This window comes from Mesotoga sp. UBA5847, from assembly GCF_002432735.1.
GTDB lineage: Bacteria > Thermotogota > Thermotogae > Petrotogales > Kosmotogaceae > Mesotoga.
In genome coordinates, this window is the sequence record NZ_DJGL01000012.1 from 63,085 (window position 1) to 78,339 (window position 15,255).

Here is a 15,255-nt window from a genome sequence, read left to right on the forward strand (position 1 = left end):
TTTCACCTCCGGAATCCTCCATTGCTATCAGTAATACCTAAACCATGGTCTGTACAATTCATACTCTCCGGAATATCAATATCGAAGACATTGTGACTTCGGCCTTCGATCTCGCGCATCTTGGCGAGCCCGCTTTTCACCAGTTGATAGGCACCTCTATCGCCGGTTATTCTGGATAGTCGGGAAAAGACCTTTCTAGAAATATATGTCGGAAAGCCTTTCTTTCCCTCAAAGACGTAGGAGACCATCTCGTCTTCAGTGGTTACCGAACCTACCAGGCGTTCCACATCCTCTTTGGTAATCAATGGCATGTCTGCAAGGGCCAGAACGATTCCTTCGCAGCTGTCGGGGCACTCTCTGAGTCCCCTGACGATGCTGGTTGAAATCCCATCTTTGTAGTTCTCGTTTATCACCGTCTGGAACGATCCGATCTCAAACATCTCCGGTTCAAAATCAGGATTGACCACAAGAATCTTGCCCATTGCGTCGATGGTTCCAAAACTGTCCAGCGACCACTGCAGAATCGGCTTGCCTGCGAAGTCCGCAAGAAGCTTCTCACTGCCAAAGCGTCTCGACTCTCCCGCAGCCAGAAGTAGCAGTACTATGGAATCACTTTTCATCTGTCTTAGCGAGGCTCTCTGTCGCTTTGCGGATTGCTTGGATAATTTTGTAGTAACCAGTGCATCTGCAGAGATTTCCCTCTATGGCTTCCATAATCTCTTCATCACTTGGGGCTGAATTTCTGTCCAGAAGGGCTTTCGCCGACATTATCATCCCCGGCGTACAGAATCCACATTGGACGGCCCCTTCATCAATGAAAGTCTGCTGAATCGGGTCGAGTTCGCCGCTCCTGGAAAGACCTTCGATTGTAACCACTTCAGAACCGTCGATTTCGGGAACAAGAACCAGGCAGGAGTTGACTGCTTTGCCATCAATAATGACCGTGCATGCTCCACACTCTCCCTCACCGCAGCCTTCCTTTGTTCCGGTAAGCCCCATTTCATCACGCAGAAAATCGAGTAATCGCATATCTTCTCTTACTTCCTGTGTATGCTTCTCATTGTTTAGAATGAAGCTGATCTTCATTTCAGTGCCTCCTCGATTGCATCTCTATCCGGCGGCAGAATCCGTACTTCGGGAAGAACCGCAGAAACGTTCTTGAGGTCCTTAAGTCCGTTGCCGGTGACAACTATCACTACTCGGTCCTTTTCACCTACGAGTCCAAGCTTCCTAGCCTTCTTGAAGCCCGCAAATGCAGTTGCACCGGCCGGTTCGGCGAACACTCCGGTTTCCCTCGCAAGTTCTATTATACTCTTAAGGATTTCGTTGTCCGAAACCGAGAGAAGGAGACCGTCATGCGCTTCTGTGTAGTGACAGGCCTTTATGACGTCTCTTGGTTTTCCAACACATATGCTGTCGGCTACTGTGGTTGCTTCAAGATCGATCGGTTCGAAAGGGAAGCCCGCTTCATAGGTCTTCTTGATCGCAGCAGAGCCTTCGGCCTGGATTCCGGCTATCTTCGGAACTTTCTCGATGAGACCCAACTCCTTCATATCCTCAAAGCCCTTGTAGAAACTTGAGAGAACAGTCCCGTCGCCGGCCGAAACGAATATGAAATCAGGGAGATCGTCCTCCATCTCGAAAGCGAGTTCCAACGCGCAGGTTTTCTTCCCTTCCAGTAGATAGGGATTGATCGCGCTGTTTCTACAATACCAACCCATAGACATCCCTATCTCCATAGAGAGATCGAATACTCTGTCATAACTTGCTTCTATCGCAAGAATCTTTGAACCATACACCTGCAGTTGTGTGATTTTCGCCACAGGGGCGGTTGAAGGCACGAAGATAACGCTCTTCAAGCCAGATACGGCCGAAAGTCCCGATAGAGAACTGGCTGCATTTCCCGTCGAGGCACAGAAGATGGTGTCGAACCCCTTTTCCATTGCCTTTGCTACAGCAATGGCGCTTGCCCTGTCTTTGAAAGATGCTGTCGGGTTTCTTCCGTCGTCTTTTATCAAGACTTCCCGAATTCCGTATTTCCTCGAAAGAGAAGGACTCTTGTAGAGCGGTGTATTGCCAACAAGCAGCTCAGGGAAATCGATTTTCCCTTCAAACGGCAGAAGGAAGTCAAAGGCCCAGATTCCCCTCTTTTGAAGAGAAGTCAAACTGAACTCAAATTCCTTCCTCACAAGCGCAAAATCGTAAACGACTTCGAGGGTCCCCTTACGATCATCGCAATCGGGGCAGTAGTAGTCTACTTCGTCTTTTGCGAATTCCTTACCACAAGTGATGCACTTCAGAAGATATTTGCTCAAACCAGTACACCCCCGATGGCGCTAACGGGACAGCGAGATTCGCAAAGCCCGCAACCGAAACACTCAGACGGATCCACTTCCACTTTGTCATCCAACCTCAGTGCAAAGTAAGGGCAAACCGCAACACACAATCCACATCTGGTACATTTCTCGTGATCGATAAGCGGATTTCTCACCTCAAAGGACTCTTTCTGTATTTCAGCAGAGTCGATCGCATCTATTACACTATCGAACCCTCTCTTCTCGAGAGCCAACGGAAGAGTGTCTACTATCCTTTTGAAGAGGTCTTTGCCTTTTATCAGAGCTCCAGAAAGCATCTGCACCGCGGATGCGCCGCAAGAGAGAAAGTCAATTACATCATCTGCGCTTTGAATGCCACCGACACCTATAATCGGCAGAGAACAGCCCTCGCGTATTCTCCTTACTGATGAGAGGGAAAGCTTCTTGATTACGGGACCGCTTATCCAGCCAAACCCATCACTGCTTCCCAAAAACGAACGATTCACCCTCCTGTCCAGCGGATAGACCGGTCCAAGCGAGTTTATTGCAACGATTCCGTCGCCACCGGAGTCCTGGACGGCCTTTGCCATTTCAGCCGGATCAGGCACAGATGGGTCGAACTTCAGAAAGACCGGCTTGTCCGTGCCTTCCTTAACGGCAGAGACCAACTCCTTCATAAGCGAAGGGTCATCGGCGACGTAATGAGTAGACAGCTCGAAAGCATCTGCAAACCTTGAGAATAACGGGACCAGCTTTCGAAGATCTTCAGGTGAGTAACCTAGACTGACTATCAGAGGAAGACTTGATGATTTCTTGTATTGCGGTAGAAACTCCTCAAACCACATGTCAGGAGGGAACTCGCTCCAAAGCTCAGTATTGATTACGAAGTCCTTATCCGCTACTATGCAAGGTCTCGGGACCTTAGCTGCTACTGTAGATATCGTCTTCGTAACCATAGCTCCGACTCCCATGGCTTCCAGTGCGAGCATCTTCCTATGATCCCCTGTAAGAGGACCGGAGGCAGGCATCAATGGATTCTTAAGGGAAATACCCGCCACTTCTGTCGAAAGATTCACGAAAGCACCTCCTAGAATCTCTTCTCAAATGCTTTGTACAACCTTCTTGCCTCTCTATAAATAATCTCTTCGTCGACTTTTGTCGGTACTCCTTGCGCTAGGACCCTCTCGCCACCGACGAACACATCGCTTACCGAAATGTTGTCGCAGATTCCAAAGAAGAAATGATCCACGAAATTCTCTGCCGTGATTTCGGTCGGACTTCGGTAGTTGAGTACGATCAGATCTGCGGAGCTTCCCTCGCGAATCGTTCCAATGTTTGCTCCAAACGTTCTGGTTGCAAGTTCGTAGTTCGCTCCAAAGAGAGAAGGGTTTAGATCTCCTGAATAGCTGGCTTTCGGATCGCGTTGGATGTAGTGAGGACCGAGAATCATGAACCTTACATCGTTGCTGAGATTGAATCCGTAACCATCGTTTCCTACCAGCACTGCAGCTCCCTCTTCTCTAAAGCGTTTCCATTCAGGAAATCCAACACCATTGTTGATATTCGACTGGCAATTTACCACGATGTAGCCCTTTGTGTTCTTTATCAGGCCCCTCTCAGATGGTGTAGTGTGAATGCAGTGGGCGTAGATTGAGTTCTCTGTCATGAGCCCGGCTCTATGGAAGCGCTCCAGTACTCTCTGGTCATATACGCCAATCGTGTGCTCCTGGTCCTCGGGGCCCTCTGCAACATGAACGTGTATGGGAAGCTTACCAGCTATCTCTTTTGAAGCCAGCGACAGTGTCTCTTTTGAGAGAGTGAAGGAAGCGTGGAAACCGAAAACCCCTTTCTTGTACTGCGTCGACTCCCTGCTGAACTCGAGATTCTCTCTTATTCCCCTGTCGCGTTTTTCCAATCCGTCTCTGTCCGAGACCTCATAAGCTCCACAGTACCTCAAACCGACATCGTTGACGGAAGCGGCGATTCTCTTCAGAGAACCATCTATCGCGTTTGGCGAAGAGTTGTGGTCGAAGAGAGATGTAACGCCTGCCTTAAGCGACTCGATTGAAGCCACATAAGCCGAGATCTCAAGATCTTCAAGAGTAAGGGCTTTATCCAGTCTCCACCACAACTCTTCCAGCAGTTTTGTGAACGAGGATGGATTGAAGGGAGAGACCCCCAATCCGCGAGAGAAAGTTGAGTAAATATGCGTATGGGCATTTACCAGCGAAGGCATCAAGAGCTTTCCGTCTAAGTGCAGATTCTCGCCATCATAGCTGCTTTCGCCTGAAGAGACCTTCACAATCTCCCCGTTCTCTACCCTCACGTATCCCTTTTCTATGAATTCTCCATCATTTGTGAAAATAGAAACTCCATTTATTTGCATGAAGCATCCTCCCAACGAATTGATTCGCGTTCGATGAAGCGTCCCGAAGCCCTGGGAAGCAGAACTTCACCGTCTTTGTAGGCGACTCTGCCTCTTTGAACTACCGCTTCCACCCTTCCCTTTAGCTTCATGCCATCGAAAAGAGAGTGGTCGGATCTTGTGAAAGGCGATCTTGAGACGGTAATCTCTGCATCCTTATCGACAACGGCGATATCTGCGATAGATCCGGGAGCCAGCAGCCCTCTCTTTGGAAACAATCCGAATGTCTTGGCCGCGTTTGTTGAAAGCAGAGAAGAGACTCTTGTGAGGTCGCCTTCAAGCAAAGTGTTTGCGGTGGAAAAGGATAGGCCTAGCGATCCAGAGCCGTTCGGCATCGACAAATAGTCATCTCGATTCTCGAGTTTCTCTTGCCTAAGGAATGGACAGTGATCCGTGCCCATCGATGAGATCTCCCCCTCTCTCAACGAAGAGACAAGAAGCAGTCGCTCCTGTGCGCTCCTTGGAGGTGGGCAGTAAGTATTAAGATAACCTTGCTCGCCGAGTAGCGGGCTATTGTCCAGCAGTAGGTACTGAGGACAGGTTTCAAGTCTTGTAGAGTCTTTCCAGTTGACATTGATCAAGCCGAGAGTCTTTGCGGTTTCGCCGCTGGAAAGATGTACGATGTACAGCTGGCCCTGTTTGTCCATAGACATCAAGGCGAGCTTGACTACTTCGGTCATCTCGCTAATAGTCGGTCTCAGATCCGAGAGATCTTTGAAAGTAGGACTTACGAAACCGGAAACGGTCTCAGTTATCATTTCATCGTTTTCCGCATGGGCCAGCAGAACGAACCCAAGCTTACTTGAGAGCGAGAGCAGGTTGAGGATCATTCCGTCGCTTGTTCTGCGATCGGAAGAACTATATGTCGTGAAGATTTTTATAGAAGGCATCTTCTCGGCTATTGCAGCTCTGGCTATCTCTTCGGCGGAAAATCCAGGACTTCCTGCAAGCGTTACGTGGAAAGCGTAATCTATCCTGCTGTCTGCTGCCGTCTGCATTCGACTCTTCTTTGCTTTCTCAAAGTCTAAAAGACTGGAAACGGGATCGAGAAAATCTATCAGCGTGGTTACTCCCCCGCTGATTGCAAGAGCAGATCCCGAATCGAAGTCGTCAACGGACGTATATCTTCCCAGATTCAACGAAAGGTGTACGTGAGGATCGATGAATCCCGGCAAGAGAAACAATCCGGAGCAGTCAAGGATCTCGCGTGCCGGGAAACTGCTCCGGGTTGCAGATATCGCCGCGATTTCCTCGCCTGAAACATAGAGATTGGCAGGAAAGACACTGTTTCCTGCGCAAATCGTACCGTTTTCCAGGGCGAGGTCGAAACTCACGGTCTTCCGCCCATAGTAAGCGCCATTATAGCCTTAGCTGTGTGAAGTCTGTTCTCCGCCTCGTCTATAACGATTGACTGAGGACCGTCTATTACCTCGTCGACGACCTCTCTGCCCCTATCCGCGGGAAGAGCATGCATGTAGACCGCTCTCCTGTTTGCAAGCTTCATTCTCTCAGGGGTGCAAATCCAGTCTTTATTCTTTCTCACTTCTTCCATGATTTCCTGAGGATCTTCTGAGACGTAGAAGCCACCCCATGACTTCGGAATCACAATATCTGCATCTTTGAATGCCTCATCCATGTCGTGAAGTATATCGAACTTGGCCCCGCTGTTCTCGGCGTTTTGCTTTGCCTGATCAACTATGTCGGGCATCAAATCGAAGCCCTTCGGATAGGCCAGCTTAACGTCCATACCGTATCTCGTGAAGAGAAGAATCTGGGACTGTGGAACGGAAAGAGGCTTGAGATGGCTTTCGGCATAAGCCCATGTTATCGCGACCTTCAGGCCGTTGAGATTCGTTCCAAATCTCTCTCTAATCGTCATCATATCGGCCATAACCTGCATAGGATGATAGACATCATCCTGCAGATTCAGAATTGGGACATCCGCGTGTTCGGCAAGAGATCTCAGATAAGGATTTCCCGCCTTGAACTTGCAGTGCCTTACAGCGATTGCGTGGCCGTATCTCGAAAGAATCATCGCGGTATCTCTAGGAACCTCTCCGTGCGCAGTCTGCATCGTCGAAGGATCCAGATAGTGAGCGTGTCCGCCCAGCTGTGTTATTCCCGCTTCCATCGAGTTGCGTGTTCTAGTTGATTGATCGAAGAACATCAAGAACACCGTTTGATAAGGAAGCAAAGGGGTCGGTTCGCTCGTTGCAAATCTCCTTTTCAGATCGGAAGATAGATCGAGCATCAGATCAATCTCCGTTCTGTCAAAGTCCTGTGTGGTGATGAAGTCTCTGCCTCTCAAAATGCTACTCATCCTATTACCTCCTAATCTATTGTGAAAGCCTTAAAGGAAGAAGAGCGTACATAGCCGCTGCCTTAACCAGATGGTCGACGGGGCACTGATCATCGGGACTGTGCGCGTAGATCTCGTTAGCGGGCCCGAATCCGATCGTCGGTATCGAAAAGACACCTGCTGTTGCTATTCCATTTGTCGAGAATGTCCATTTATCTACGAAGGGTTCTTCACCGAATACCTCTCTGTAAGCGCCAACAGTCTTCTTGACAATCTCACTTTTCTCGTCCATTACCCATGTTGGGAAGTACTTCTCGACGGGATACACAGTTCCCGTATAGGAAGGCCTTTCATAGAAGAGCTCGACGATTTCTGCCTCTTCTCCGGCCATTTGAATGGCCTCTTCCAGTTCTTTTACTACCGTCTCTTTTGTCTCTCCCGCCGTCAACCTCCTGTCTAGCTGGATGGTGCATTCGTCGGCCACTGCGTTTTGGGAGGGAGATTTGAAGAATATCTGAGTAACGGCTATCGTCCCCTTCCCTAGGAAAGCGTCATCCTTTATCCTCTCATTGAGCCTCTCTATCTCCTGTATGATACGGCCCATCTTGTAGATAGCATTGACTCCCCGTTCGGGTGCGCTCGCGTGACAGGAAAGCCCCGAGGTTTTTATTTGAAGCTCCATTCTTCCCCTGTGCCCCCTGTAGATATTTAGATTCGTCGGTTCGGTAATGACCACGAAGTCAGGCCTAATGCCGTCTTCCTGAACTATGTACCTCCAGCAGAGGCCATCGCAATCCTCTTCCATCACAGTTCCTGTAACGTAGAGAGTGAAATCTCCCAGCAGTCCCTCTTCTTTCATTATCTTTGCCCCGTAGACCATTGCAGCCATTCCAGCTTTTTGATCGGAAGCACCTCTCCCGTAGATTATGCCATCTCTAACAACTCCTCCGAAAGGATCTACCTTCCAGAGCTTTTCATTTCCCACTTCTACGGTATCGATATGTGCGTCCATGGCAATCACTTTCTTGCCCGATCCGATTCTACCCATGATGTTTCCCAGACCATCGACTATGACTTCGTCGAAGCCCACCTTGTCCATCTCTTCGCGAATTCTCTGGACAACCTCCTTTTCACCGGCAGAAAAGCTCTTGATGCTTACGAGATCGCTTAGAAAAGCGGCAAGTTCCTCACGGTGTGATTCAGCCTTGGTAAGTAGATGTCTTGACACGTTTGTCACTCCTATACACGAGTATTTTCTTTATTATAACTTCTTATACATTGCAAAAAAAAGTAACAAGAGAACCGACAGAGGCTTTGGTAATAGTATAGCTCGACTCGTTCCGGTTCTCAACGGAAGGCGATCAAGTCAGTGCAAGTATTCANNAAGTTCGACCTCGGGCCTGTCGATCTATCAATTGAAAAGGGCGAAATCGTAGGTTTGATTGGACCATCAGGCTGTGGAAAGACTCTCCTGTTAAGATCTATTGCGGGGCTACACGAAACGCTCTCGGGTACTGTCGAGATCAACGGGCAGGACGTTACTTTCCTTGAGCCCCATCTCAGGGGCCTTGCTTTTGTCTTTCAGGACAATGCCTTGTTTCCCCACATGGATACCCATGACAACATTGCCTTTCCTCTCACAGTAATGAAGGACAAGGAGGCAAACGAAAAGGTAAGTAGAAGAGCCGATGAACTCGATGGCCTTTCTGACTACCTTGATCGTTGGCCGAAAGAGTTGCCGGCCGGAATGAAGAAGTTGACGGCATTCGCAAGAGAGACGGTAAAGAAATTCAACATCATCATGCTTGATGAACCGTTCGAGAGACTCGACAAGAAGATCAGAACCGAGCTGAGACTGATGATCAAGAGGCTGCTGATTGCTCTTGGAGAGTCTGTGCTCATAGTATTGAACGATCCCGAAGATGCGATGGCAGTTGCGGATAGAGTGTACGTCATGTATGATGGAGCAATAGTTCAGCATGGCCCGCCAACAGAGATATACGAAGATCCGACTTCGCATTTTGTGATGGAGCTCTTTTCTTCGATGGGAGTCAACAGGGTGGGTGATGCGTCCTTCAGACCCCAGGATGTTCAACTGGACGAAGAAGGGGAGGAATTCTCACCAGAACACTGCGGTCCTTTTGATTCGAGACGCATACTCTGCAGTGGAAAGCTCAGAGGGGAGAATGTCACAGTACTGCTTCCACTGGAGTGCAAAGACCTTGATTCGGTTTTCATAAGCATCACCAGGTCTTTCAGTCTATAATCAAGTGTGTTTTACCATCTCTATTGGCTGAAATTGCGACGAAAAACCTTCTGGTTGCGGTATAATCTACTTGGTGATGTGTAAAACGTTCTTATGAGAGGCCTTTCTCTAATGAGAAAGGCTTTTCTGTCTGCTCGAGAGAAGTTCTATTAGTCTGTCGGGATAATCCGTAATGATTCCATCTACTCCAAGGTCTATCAGTCTCTCCATCTCCAGGACCTCGTTTACGGTCCAGGGGATGATCTTCAGTCCGTATCTGTGAGCGCTCTCTATCCATCCCTCGGTCATGAGTGTGTAGTTAGGAGAGATGACACTGCAGCCGATACTGGCAAGCATCTTCCCTATGTCGAATCCGAAGTTCCTCAATCTCAGACCGGCAGTCCATATCGTTTTATCGAGATTTGTGCTTGAAATTAGGGCGACCGTTTCAACGGATGGTTCCAACTCCCTAGAAATCTTGATAGCTTCCCAGTTGAAAGACTGTATCGTTGACAGTTCTTCGAAGCCGAATCTGGAAACAACTTCAAGAACTTTTCTAACGTGTTCTCTAAGATCGACGGTATCCTGAGGTCTCTCAGGAAAGTGCTTGATCTCTATGTTAACTCTCACTTCCTTTGCAGACTTCTCATTGTGTTGCCGGACCAGGTCAAGAACCTCTTCGAGAGAGAGTATAGCCTGTCCATCCATTTGAAGTTGTTCGGGCCAATCTTCAGGATTGACAGTTCTTCCTATGTCGTACTTTCTAAGCTCTTCGAAAGTAAGGTCTTTTATCAATAACCGATCCTTTATGAATTCCCCGTCCTTTCTCGTTCGCTGTGTATTCAGATACGGCTCATGGTTAATGACGACAACGCCGTCACTGGTGATTACAGTGTCAAGTTCAATAGTGTCAACGCCCAATTCTAGTGCGTACCCGAAGGCGGCGATCGTATTCTCGGGCATGAGACCTCTGCAGCCGCGGTGCCCCTGTACATCGAACTCTGCGGTCGCGGAAAGTGCCGTTGAAATAAGAAGAATGACGATAATGGCCATTGATTTCAAGATAAGTCTCATAGTCACACTCCATTCAGTCTTTTTGAATTGCAAGTTGTATAATTTCCACTAGTTGCGTGGGGGGAGATTGCGTTGAATCTTAATATACTATTCTTTGAAGCTCTAATATATGCGAGCTTGGCGACTAAGAATCTGCTTAGTCAATATTTCGACATCTCCGGTTATTCACCAACCGAAATCGGAATACTGATGGCGGTACTGCCTGTCGTCTCGCTAGTTTCCAGCCCCTTGTGGTTTAAAATCAGCTCTAGACTTGGTCAGAACAAAATCTATTATATCGTATCTCTTTCTTCAGCCGTATGTATCTGGCCCATTTTTGCCACCAGCGATTTCTTGACATCCTTACTCTTCATGATTCTCTTCTCTCTCTTTTTTTCGGCAGTTGTTCCACTGGGTGATTCGATTATTATGACGATTCTTAAGACTACTGGAGGTCGTTTTGATCGTGTGAGGCTTTTTGGCACGATAGGGTTTGCAGTTACTTCTCTCTTGTTAAGCAGTCTCGTCGGGATCAGTTTCTTCTGGTTATTTGCAGCCACCTCCATTGTTCTGGCCTTCTCACCGATGTTCCTCAAGAGAAGACCCGGTGAATCGAGAACTGAAGCCCCGGAAAACCCTGCCAGTGCAGGTTCTCTTCTTCAGTTTTCTTTGATGACTGTCGGAATGTTTTTCGGAATTACTTTGAACTCCTTCCATAATTCTTTCATTGCGGTCTTCACAAGACAGAACGGTATGGATCCGTCGGTCGTGGGGGTTGTCTTTGCAATTACCGCTCTTTCAGAGATTCCTTTCTTGTTGGTTGCCGACAGGATAATCGAGAAAATCGGCAGTATGAAGATCCTGCTATTCGGCATGGCGGTAATTGGAGTCAGGATGATTCTTGTCTCCTTTGCGACAAACGTATATGCGCTCTATTTGGTGGAGTCTTTACACGGGTTGACGTATATTCTAATGTATTACTCCCTTTTTCACTTCATCCATTACGGTCTTTCGGGTAGGCGGATGATTGCTGCTCAGAGTGTCTTCTGGATTGTGAGGTCGGGATTGACTTTCATCGTGGGGTCAATCGGAGGAGGAATAATTATCGATAAATTCTCAGTCTTCTTTGCATTCAGACTCTTCGGATTTGTCGGGCTTCTATCTGCAATCTTAATGACGGGCGTTTACTTCGCGATTCTAAGATCGCGATCGAATTCCAGATGAAACCCACCGGATCCAAGAACTGAGATGTATCTCTCGAAATAATGTTTCATTGCTTGATGTGAGTCTCAAATAACCTCCGGGATGAATTGTGGATCAGTTTTTCGGAAGGGTTTGTGAGCGGTTCTTTCTTTTCAAATAACGAGAACGAAGCGGTATGCTGGGTCTTACGTGTGATATTCAACTCTGCTAGCTTCTTAGCGAGCTTCTTGCGGGGTAACTCTTGGTGTTATAATTAGTTTGGTATTCTGCTGTTTTCAATTTCTGAAAAGGGAGGGTTCTTTATGAAAAAGCTTCTTGTACTGGTTCTTCTGTGCTTGTCAATCTTTGCTTTCGGAAAGACCACTATCAACTTCTGGCATGCAATGAGTGGCAGCAGATTGGGTGCGGTCGATGCTATCATCGAAGGATTCAATTTGGAGAATCCTGACATCGAAGTAATAGCACAGTTCACCGGTTCATACGCAGAGACCCTAACCAAGGCGATCGCTTCGTATCGAGCAGGAGATGCACCTCATGTTGTACAGGTTTACGAGGTTGGACTTCAAACTATGCTTGACAGCAATGCGATCAAGCCGGTTTTTGAGCTGGCGGGTCCCGATTTCGACTGGGGAGACGTGATCGGCCCAATTCTTGACTATTACACAGTTGGAGACAAGCTTTACTCAATGCCTTTCAACTCGTCAAGTGCCATCCTATACTACAACAAAGACATTTTCAGAGCCGCTGGCCTCGATCCGAACAAACCGCCGTCGACCTTCGATGAACTATACGAGATGGGAAAGAAGATAGTCGAATCAGGGGCGGCACAGGGAGGAATCTCTTTTGGCTGGCCGGCATGGGTCTTCGAGCAGATGCACTCGGTACATGGCCAGTTCTACTCGAACAATGAGAATGGTAGAGTGGGCAAGGCAACGGAGGTTTTCTTCAACGGAGACTTCGGTGTCAAGGTCCTGGCGGAGTGGATAAAATGGGCTCAGGCGAAAGTCTTCCTTTACGGCGGCAGAGAGTATGACGCAAACCAGGCATTCCTTACCAAGCAGGTTGCAATGTTGATTCAGTCTACATCTTCTGTCAGCTCAATTGAGTCGAAAGCCGATTTCGAGATGGGAACAACCTTCCTGCCGGTTATGCCAGGTTATCCGAAGGGAAATTCCGTCATTGGCGGTGCAACGCTATGGGTAATGAAGGGTCATACAGACGAAGAATATGAGGCGATCTGGAAATTCTTCCAGTACCTTATGAAGACTGAAGTTACTGCCGAGTGGCATAAGTCGACGGGTTACTTCCCAACCACCAATAGTGCAGTCAAGAAACTCATGGACGAAGGTTGGTTTGCCGAAAATCCAAATCACCTTACCGCCTTCCTTCAGATACTTTCGGGAACGAGAATTCCCGAGGCCCAGGGAGTGAGACTCGGCAATTTCGTCGCCATCAGAGATGTCGTTGATGGGGCTATTGAAAAGGCTATACAGTACACCGGAACGAATTTCGAAGCAGAAGCGAAGAGAATTCTCGACGATGCGGCAAAAAAGTCGAACACGATACTTGAAGAATACACATTGATCTACGGCAAGTAGTTTTCTTTGGATCCCCTGACAGAAATGTCAGGGGATCTTTAGTATTTTCCGGACGGTGATGAGGCATGCATAGTCGTTTTCCAAACAAGCTCTTACCATACTTGCTACTTCTGCCTTCATTGGTCGTGGTCATCATCTTTTTGGTTGTTCCTACTATTCAGTCGCTGTACCTGAGTTTTTTCAGGGTCTCTCCTTTTGGCGACAAACTGATATTCGTGGGATGGTACAACTTCACCAAGCTATTCAAATCTTCAGATTACATCAACAGCCTTGTTATAACGCTAATCTTTGCGGTTTTCGTCGTAGTGATCGGTCTGACTTTGGGAATGCTGCTTTCGGTACTTCTGAATCAGAAGCTGAAGGGGCTGCAAGTATATCGAACTCTTTTCATCTGGACTTATGCGATTTCACCGGCAATAGCAGGAACGATTTGGGCACTGATGTTCAGCCCTTCGAGCGGCCCGATTACATTCTTGCTGAAGGCGATCTTTGGAGCTAATGTTAACTGGATGATGGATGGGAAAGTTGCCCTCGTTGCAGTAATCATTGCAGCTTCGTGGAAAATGCTTGGTTATAATATAATTTTCTTCTTGTCAGGACTCCAAACGATTCCTCAAGAATTGATTGAGGCTTCTGCTATAGATGGCGCATCTAGCGTTCGGAGATTCTTTAAGATCACAATTCCGCTGTTGTCGCCGACCACTTTCTTCCTGCTGATAATGAACATGCTGTACGCCTTCTTTCAGGTCTTCGGACTGATCGACATAATGACAAAGGGCGGGCCGGGAGATGCCACGCAAGTCCTTGTATACAAACTTTACAGAGACGGATTCATAAACCTTGATACGGGCTTTGCATCCGCTCAATCAATAGTGCTTTTCGTTTTTGTAGCCATCTTGACTGTTCTTCAGTTCAGATTTGCCGAGCAAAAGGTCTTCTATGGATGATCGTGGGGTGAACTAGATGAAGCAGAGAAAATCATCGATCTTTCTGAGCTATCTTTTTCTGACAATCGCGCTCATAGCAATAATGTTTCCGATTTACTATGCCTTCACTATGAGCACATTCAACGAGAAGGAAGCCTACTCATTCCCTCCTAAGTTCATCCCAAGCATTCACGCATTCGATAACTATTCGACGGCCTGGAAGACCGTTAACATGGGAAGATTGATCTTCAACAGCGCATTCATTTCGATTACCGTGGCATTTGCAAAGATATTTCTTTCGATGCTCGCTGCCTTTGCTTTCACGTATTTTGGGAACTTCAAAGGAAAGTATTTCTTCTTTGCGATAATTCTGATTACTCACATGCTTCCGCTACCGATAAGAATTGTACCGACTTATGAGCTGATGAGAACTTTTGGCTGGATTAATTCATATAGAGCTCTCACGATACCGTTTTTTGCCAGCGCGACTGGAACTCTGCTTTTCAGACAGCTATTCATGACTGTTCCACCTTCGCTTTCCGACGCTGCAAGGATCGATGGAGCCGGACCCATGAGATTTCTGTTCAATGTGTTGATCCCGCTTTCAAAGACTAATGTCGGGGCGCTGTTTCTGATTGAATTCACATATATGTGGAACGAGTACCTGTGGCCTATGATAGTTACCAACAGCAATAACATGCGTGTTGTACAGATAGGAATAAAGATGCTTCTTGCAAGTGAAGCTCAAGCGGCCGAATGGAATATCATTATGGCCGGAGCCATAATCGCCATGATTCCTCCGTTGATCATGCTGCTGCTTTTCCAGAGAACTATCATGGAAGGGTTCAGTCTGAAAGAAGAGAAGTAGACCGTCAGATAAGTCTTCTATCTGTTTATGTTGTGGCATTCTCTATGGTTTTCAAAATAACCTTGCTGCTGTAAGTGGCGCCCGAGATTACAGACCTCGACAGATTGGTTCTCTATTAAGGAGGCGATGATTGTCTCTGCCAATTTTCCTCTGCCGTGATTGTGTCTCACTATTTCAGTCGATTTGATTTCGTGTCCGGAGACCACGACGATTACTGTCACCCCTACTATCTCTTCATTACCCATAAGTTAGGGAGGTCAACGGCACTCATATACTGGCTCTTGCGGAAACACTGTGGTTCGCTCCTGATGATCCTGATCTTA

14 protein-coding genes are annotated in these 15,255 nt (G+C 47.5%); 5 read left to right on the forward strand and 9 right to left on the reverse strand.

What is annotated here, in order from left to right; genetic code table 11:
- Positions 1-2 precede the first annotated feature (2 nt).
- Genes B3K91_RS01180 through B3K91_RS01215 form a run of 8 tightly spaced genes read right to left on the reverse strand, consistent with a single transcriptional unit; the run spans position 3 to position 8,276 of the window.
- Entirely contained in the window at positions 3-620 is a 618-nt protein-coding gene (locus tag B3K91_RS01180; protein WP_214060091.1) for a nucleotidyltransferase family protein, read from the reverse strand.
- Positions 610-1,086 (reverse strand): (2Fe-2S)-binding protein, encoded by a 477-nt coding sequence (locus B3K91_RS01185; protein ID WP_214078237.1) that lies wholly within the window; start codon positions 1,084-1,086, stop codon positions 610-612. Before B3K91_RS01185 ends, B3K91_RS01180 begins: the two co-directional genes overlap by 11 nt.
- The gene (gene thrC, locus B3K91_RS01190) at positions 1,083-2,315 is read right to left on the reverse strand and encodes a threonine synthase (protein ID WP_292592253.1); all 1,233 of its coding nucleotides are present in this window, start codon (positions 2,313-2,315) and stop codon (positions 1,083-1,085) included. Before thrC ends, B3K91_RS01185 begins: the two co-directional genes overlap by 4 nt.
- On the reverse strand, positions 2,312-3,391 hold the full coding sequence (locus tag B3K91_RS01195) for a 4Fe-4S binding protein (RefSeq protein ID WP_292592255.1): 1,080 nt from the start codon (positions 3,389-3,391) through the stop codon (positions 2,312-2,314). Before B3K91_RS01195 ends, thrC begins: the two co-directional genes overlap by 4 nt.
- Before the next feature lie 11 nt (positions 3,392-3,402).
- Positions 3,403-4,701 (reverse strand): amidohydrolase family protein, encoded by a 1,299-nt coding sequence (locus tag B3K91_RS01200; protein ID WP_214060459.1) that lies wholly within the window; start codon positions 4,699-4,701, stop codon positions 3,403-3,405.
- Positions 4,692-6,074: a dihydroorotase gene (locus B3K91_RS01205; protein ID WP_292592258.1), complete on the reverse strand. Its 1,383-nt coding sequence runs from the start codon at positions 6,072-6,074 to the stop codon at positions 4,692-4,694. Before B3K91_RS01205 ends, B3K91_RS01200 begins: the two co-directional genes overlap by 10 nt.
- Positions 6,071-7,060 (reverse strand): ornithine carbamoyltransferase, encoded by a 990-nt coding sequence (locus B3K91_RS01210; RefSeq protein ID WP_103134160.1) that lies wholly within the window; start codon positions 7,058-7,060, stop codon positions 6,071-6,073. The genes B3K91_RS01205 and B3K91_RS01210 overlap by 4 nt, the downstream gene beginning before the upstream one ends.
- A 16-nt stretch (positions 7,061-7,076) precedes the next feature.
- Positions 7,077-8,276: a YgeY family selenium metabolism-linked hydrolase gene (locus B3K91_RS01215; RefSeq protein ID WP_349682096.1), complete on the reverse strand. Its 1,200-nt coding sequence runs from the start codon at positions 8,274-8,276 to the stop codon at positions 7,077-7,079.
- Between the two features lie 132 nt (positions 8,277-8,408).
- Here B3K91_RS01215 and B3K91_RS01220 point away from each other — a divergent pair, with 132 nt between their 5' ends.
- Complete coding sequence (locus tag B3K91_RS01220) at positions 8,409-9,305, forward strand: ABC transporter ATP-binding protein (protein WP_292593861.1); 897 nt, start codon at positions 8,409-8,411, stop codon at positions 9,303-9,305.
- A gap of 108 nt (positions 9,306-9,413) precedes the next feature.
- Here the strand turns inward: B3K91_RS01220 and B3K91_RS01225 are convergent, their stop codons facing one another.
- Entirely contained in the window at positions 9,414-10,358 is a 945-nt protein-coding gene (locus B3K91_RS01225) for a glycerophosphodiester phosphodiesterase family protein (RefSeq protein WP_292592264.1), read from the reverse strand.
- Between the two features lie 72 nt (positions 10,359-10,430).
- On the opposite strand from B3K91_RS01225, the gene B3K91_RS01230 reads away from it, so the two are divergent.
- From B3K91_RS01230 to B3K91_RS01245, 4 genes are all read left to right on the forward strand, one after another.
- Positions 10,431-11,561 (forward strand): MFS transporter, encoded by a 1,131-nt coding sequence (locus B3K91_RS01230; RefSeq protein WP_292592266.1) that lies wholly within the window; start codon positions 10,431-10,433, stop codon positions 11,559-11,561.
- A gap of 281 nt (positions 11,562-11,842) precedes the next feature.
- Positions 11,843-13,138: an ABC transporter substrate-binding protein gene (locus tag B3K91_RS01235; RefSeq protein WP_292593863.1), complete on the forward strand. Its 1,296-nt coding sequence runs from the start codon at positions 11,843-11,845 to the stop codon at positions 13,136-13,138.
- A 65-nt stretch (positions 13,139-13,203) separates the two neighbouring features.
- Positions 13,204-14,085 carry a carbohydrate ABC transporter permease gene (locus B3K91_RS01240; RefSeq protein WP_099829379.1) on the forward strand — a complete coding sequence of 294 codons (882 nt, stop codon included), beginning with the start codon at positions 13,204-13,206 and terminating at the stop codon, positions 14,083-14,085.
- Between the two features lie 16 nt (positions 14,086-14,101).
- Positions 14,102-14,932 carry a carbohydrate ABC transporter permease gene (locus B3K91_RS01245; RefSeq protein WP_099829380.1) on the forward strand — a complete coding sequence of 277 codons (831 nt, stop codon included), beginning with the start codon at positions 14,102-14,104 and terminating at the stop codon, positions 14,930-14,932.
- Positions 14,933-15,255: the final 323 nt, after the last annotated feature.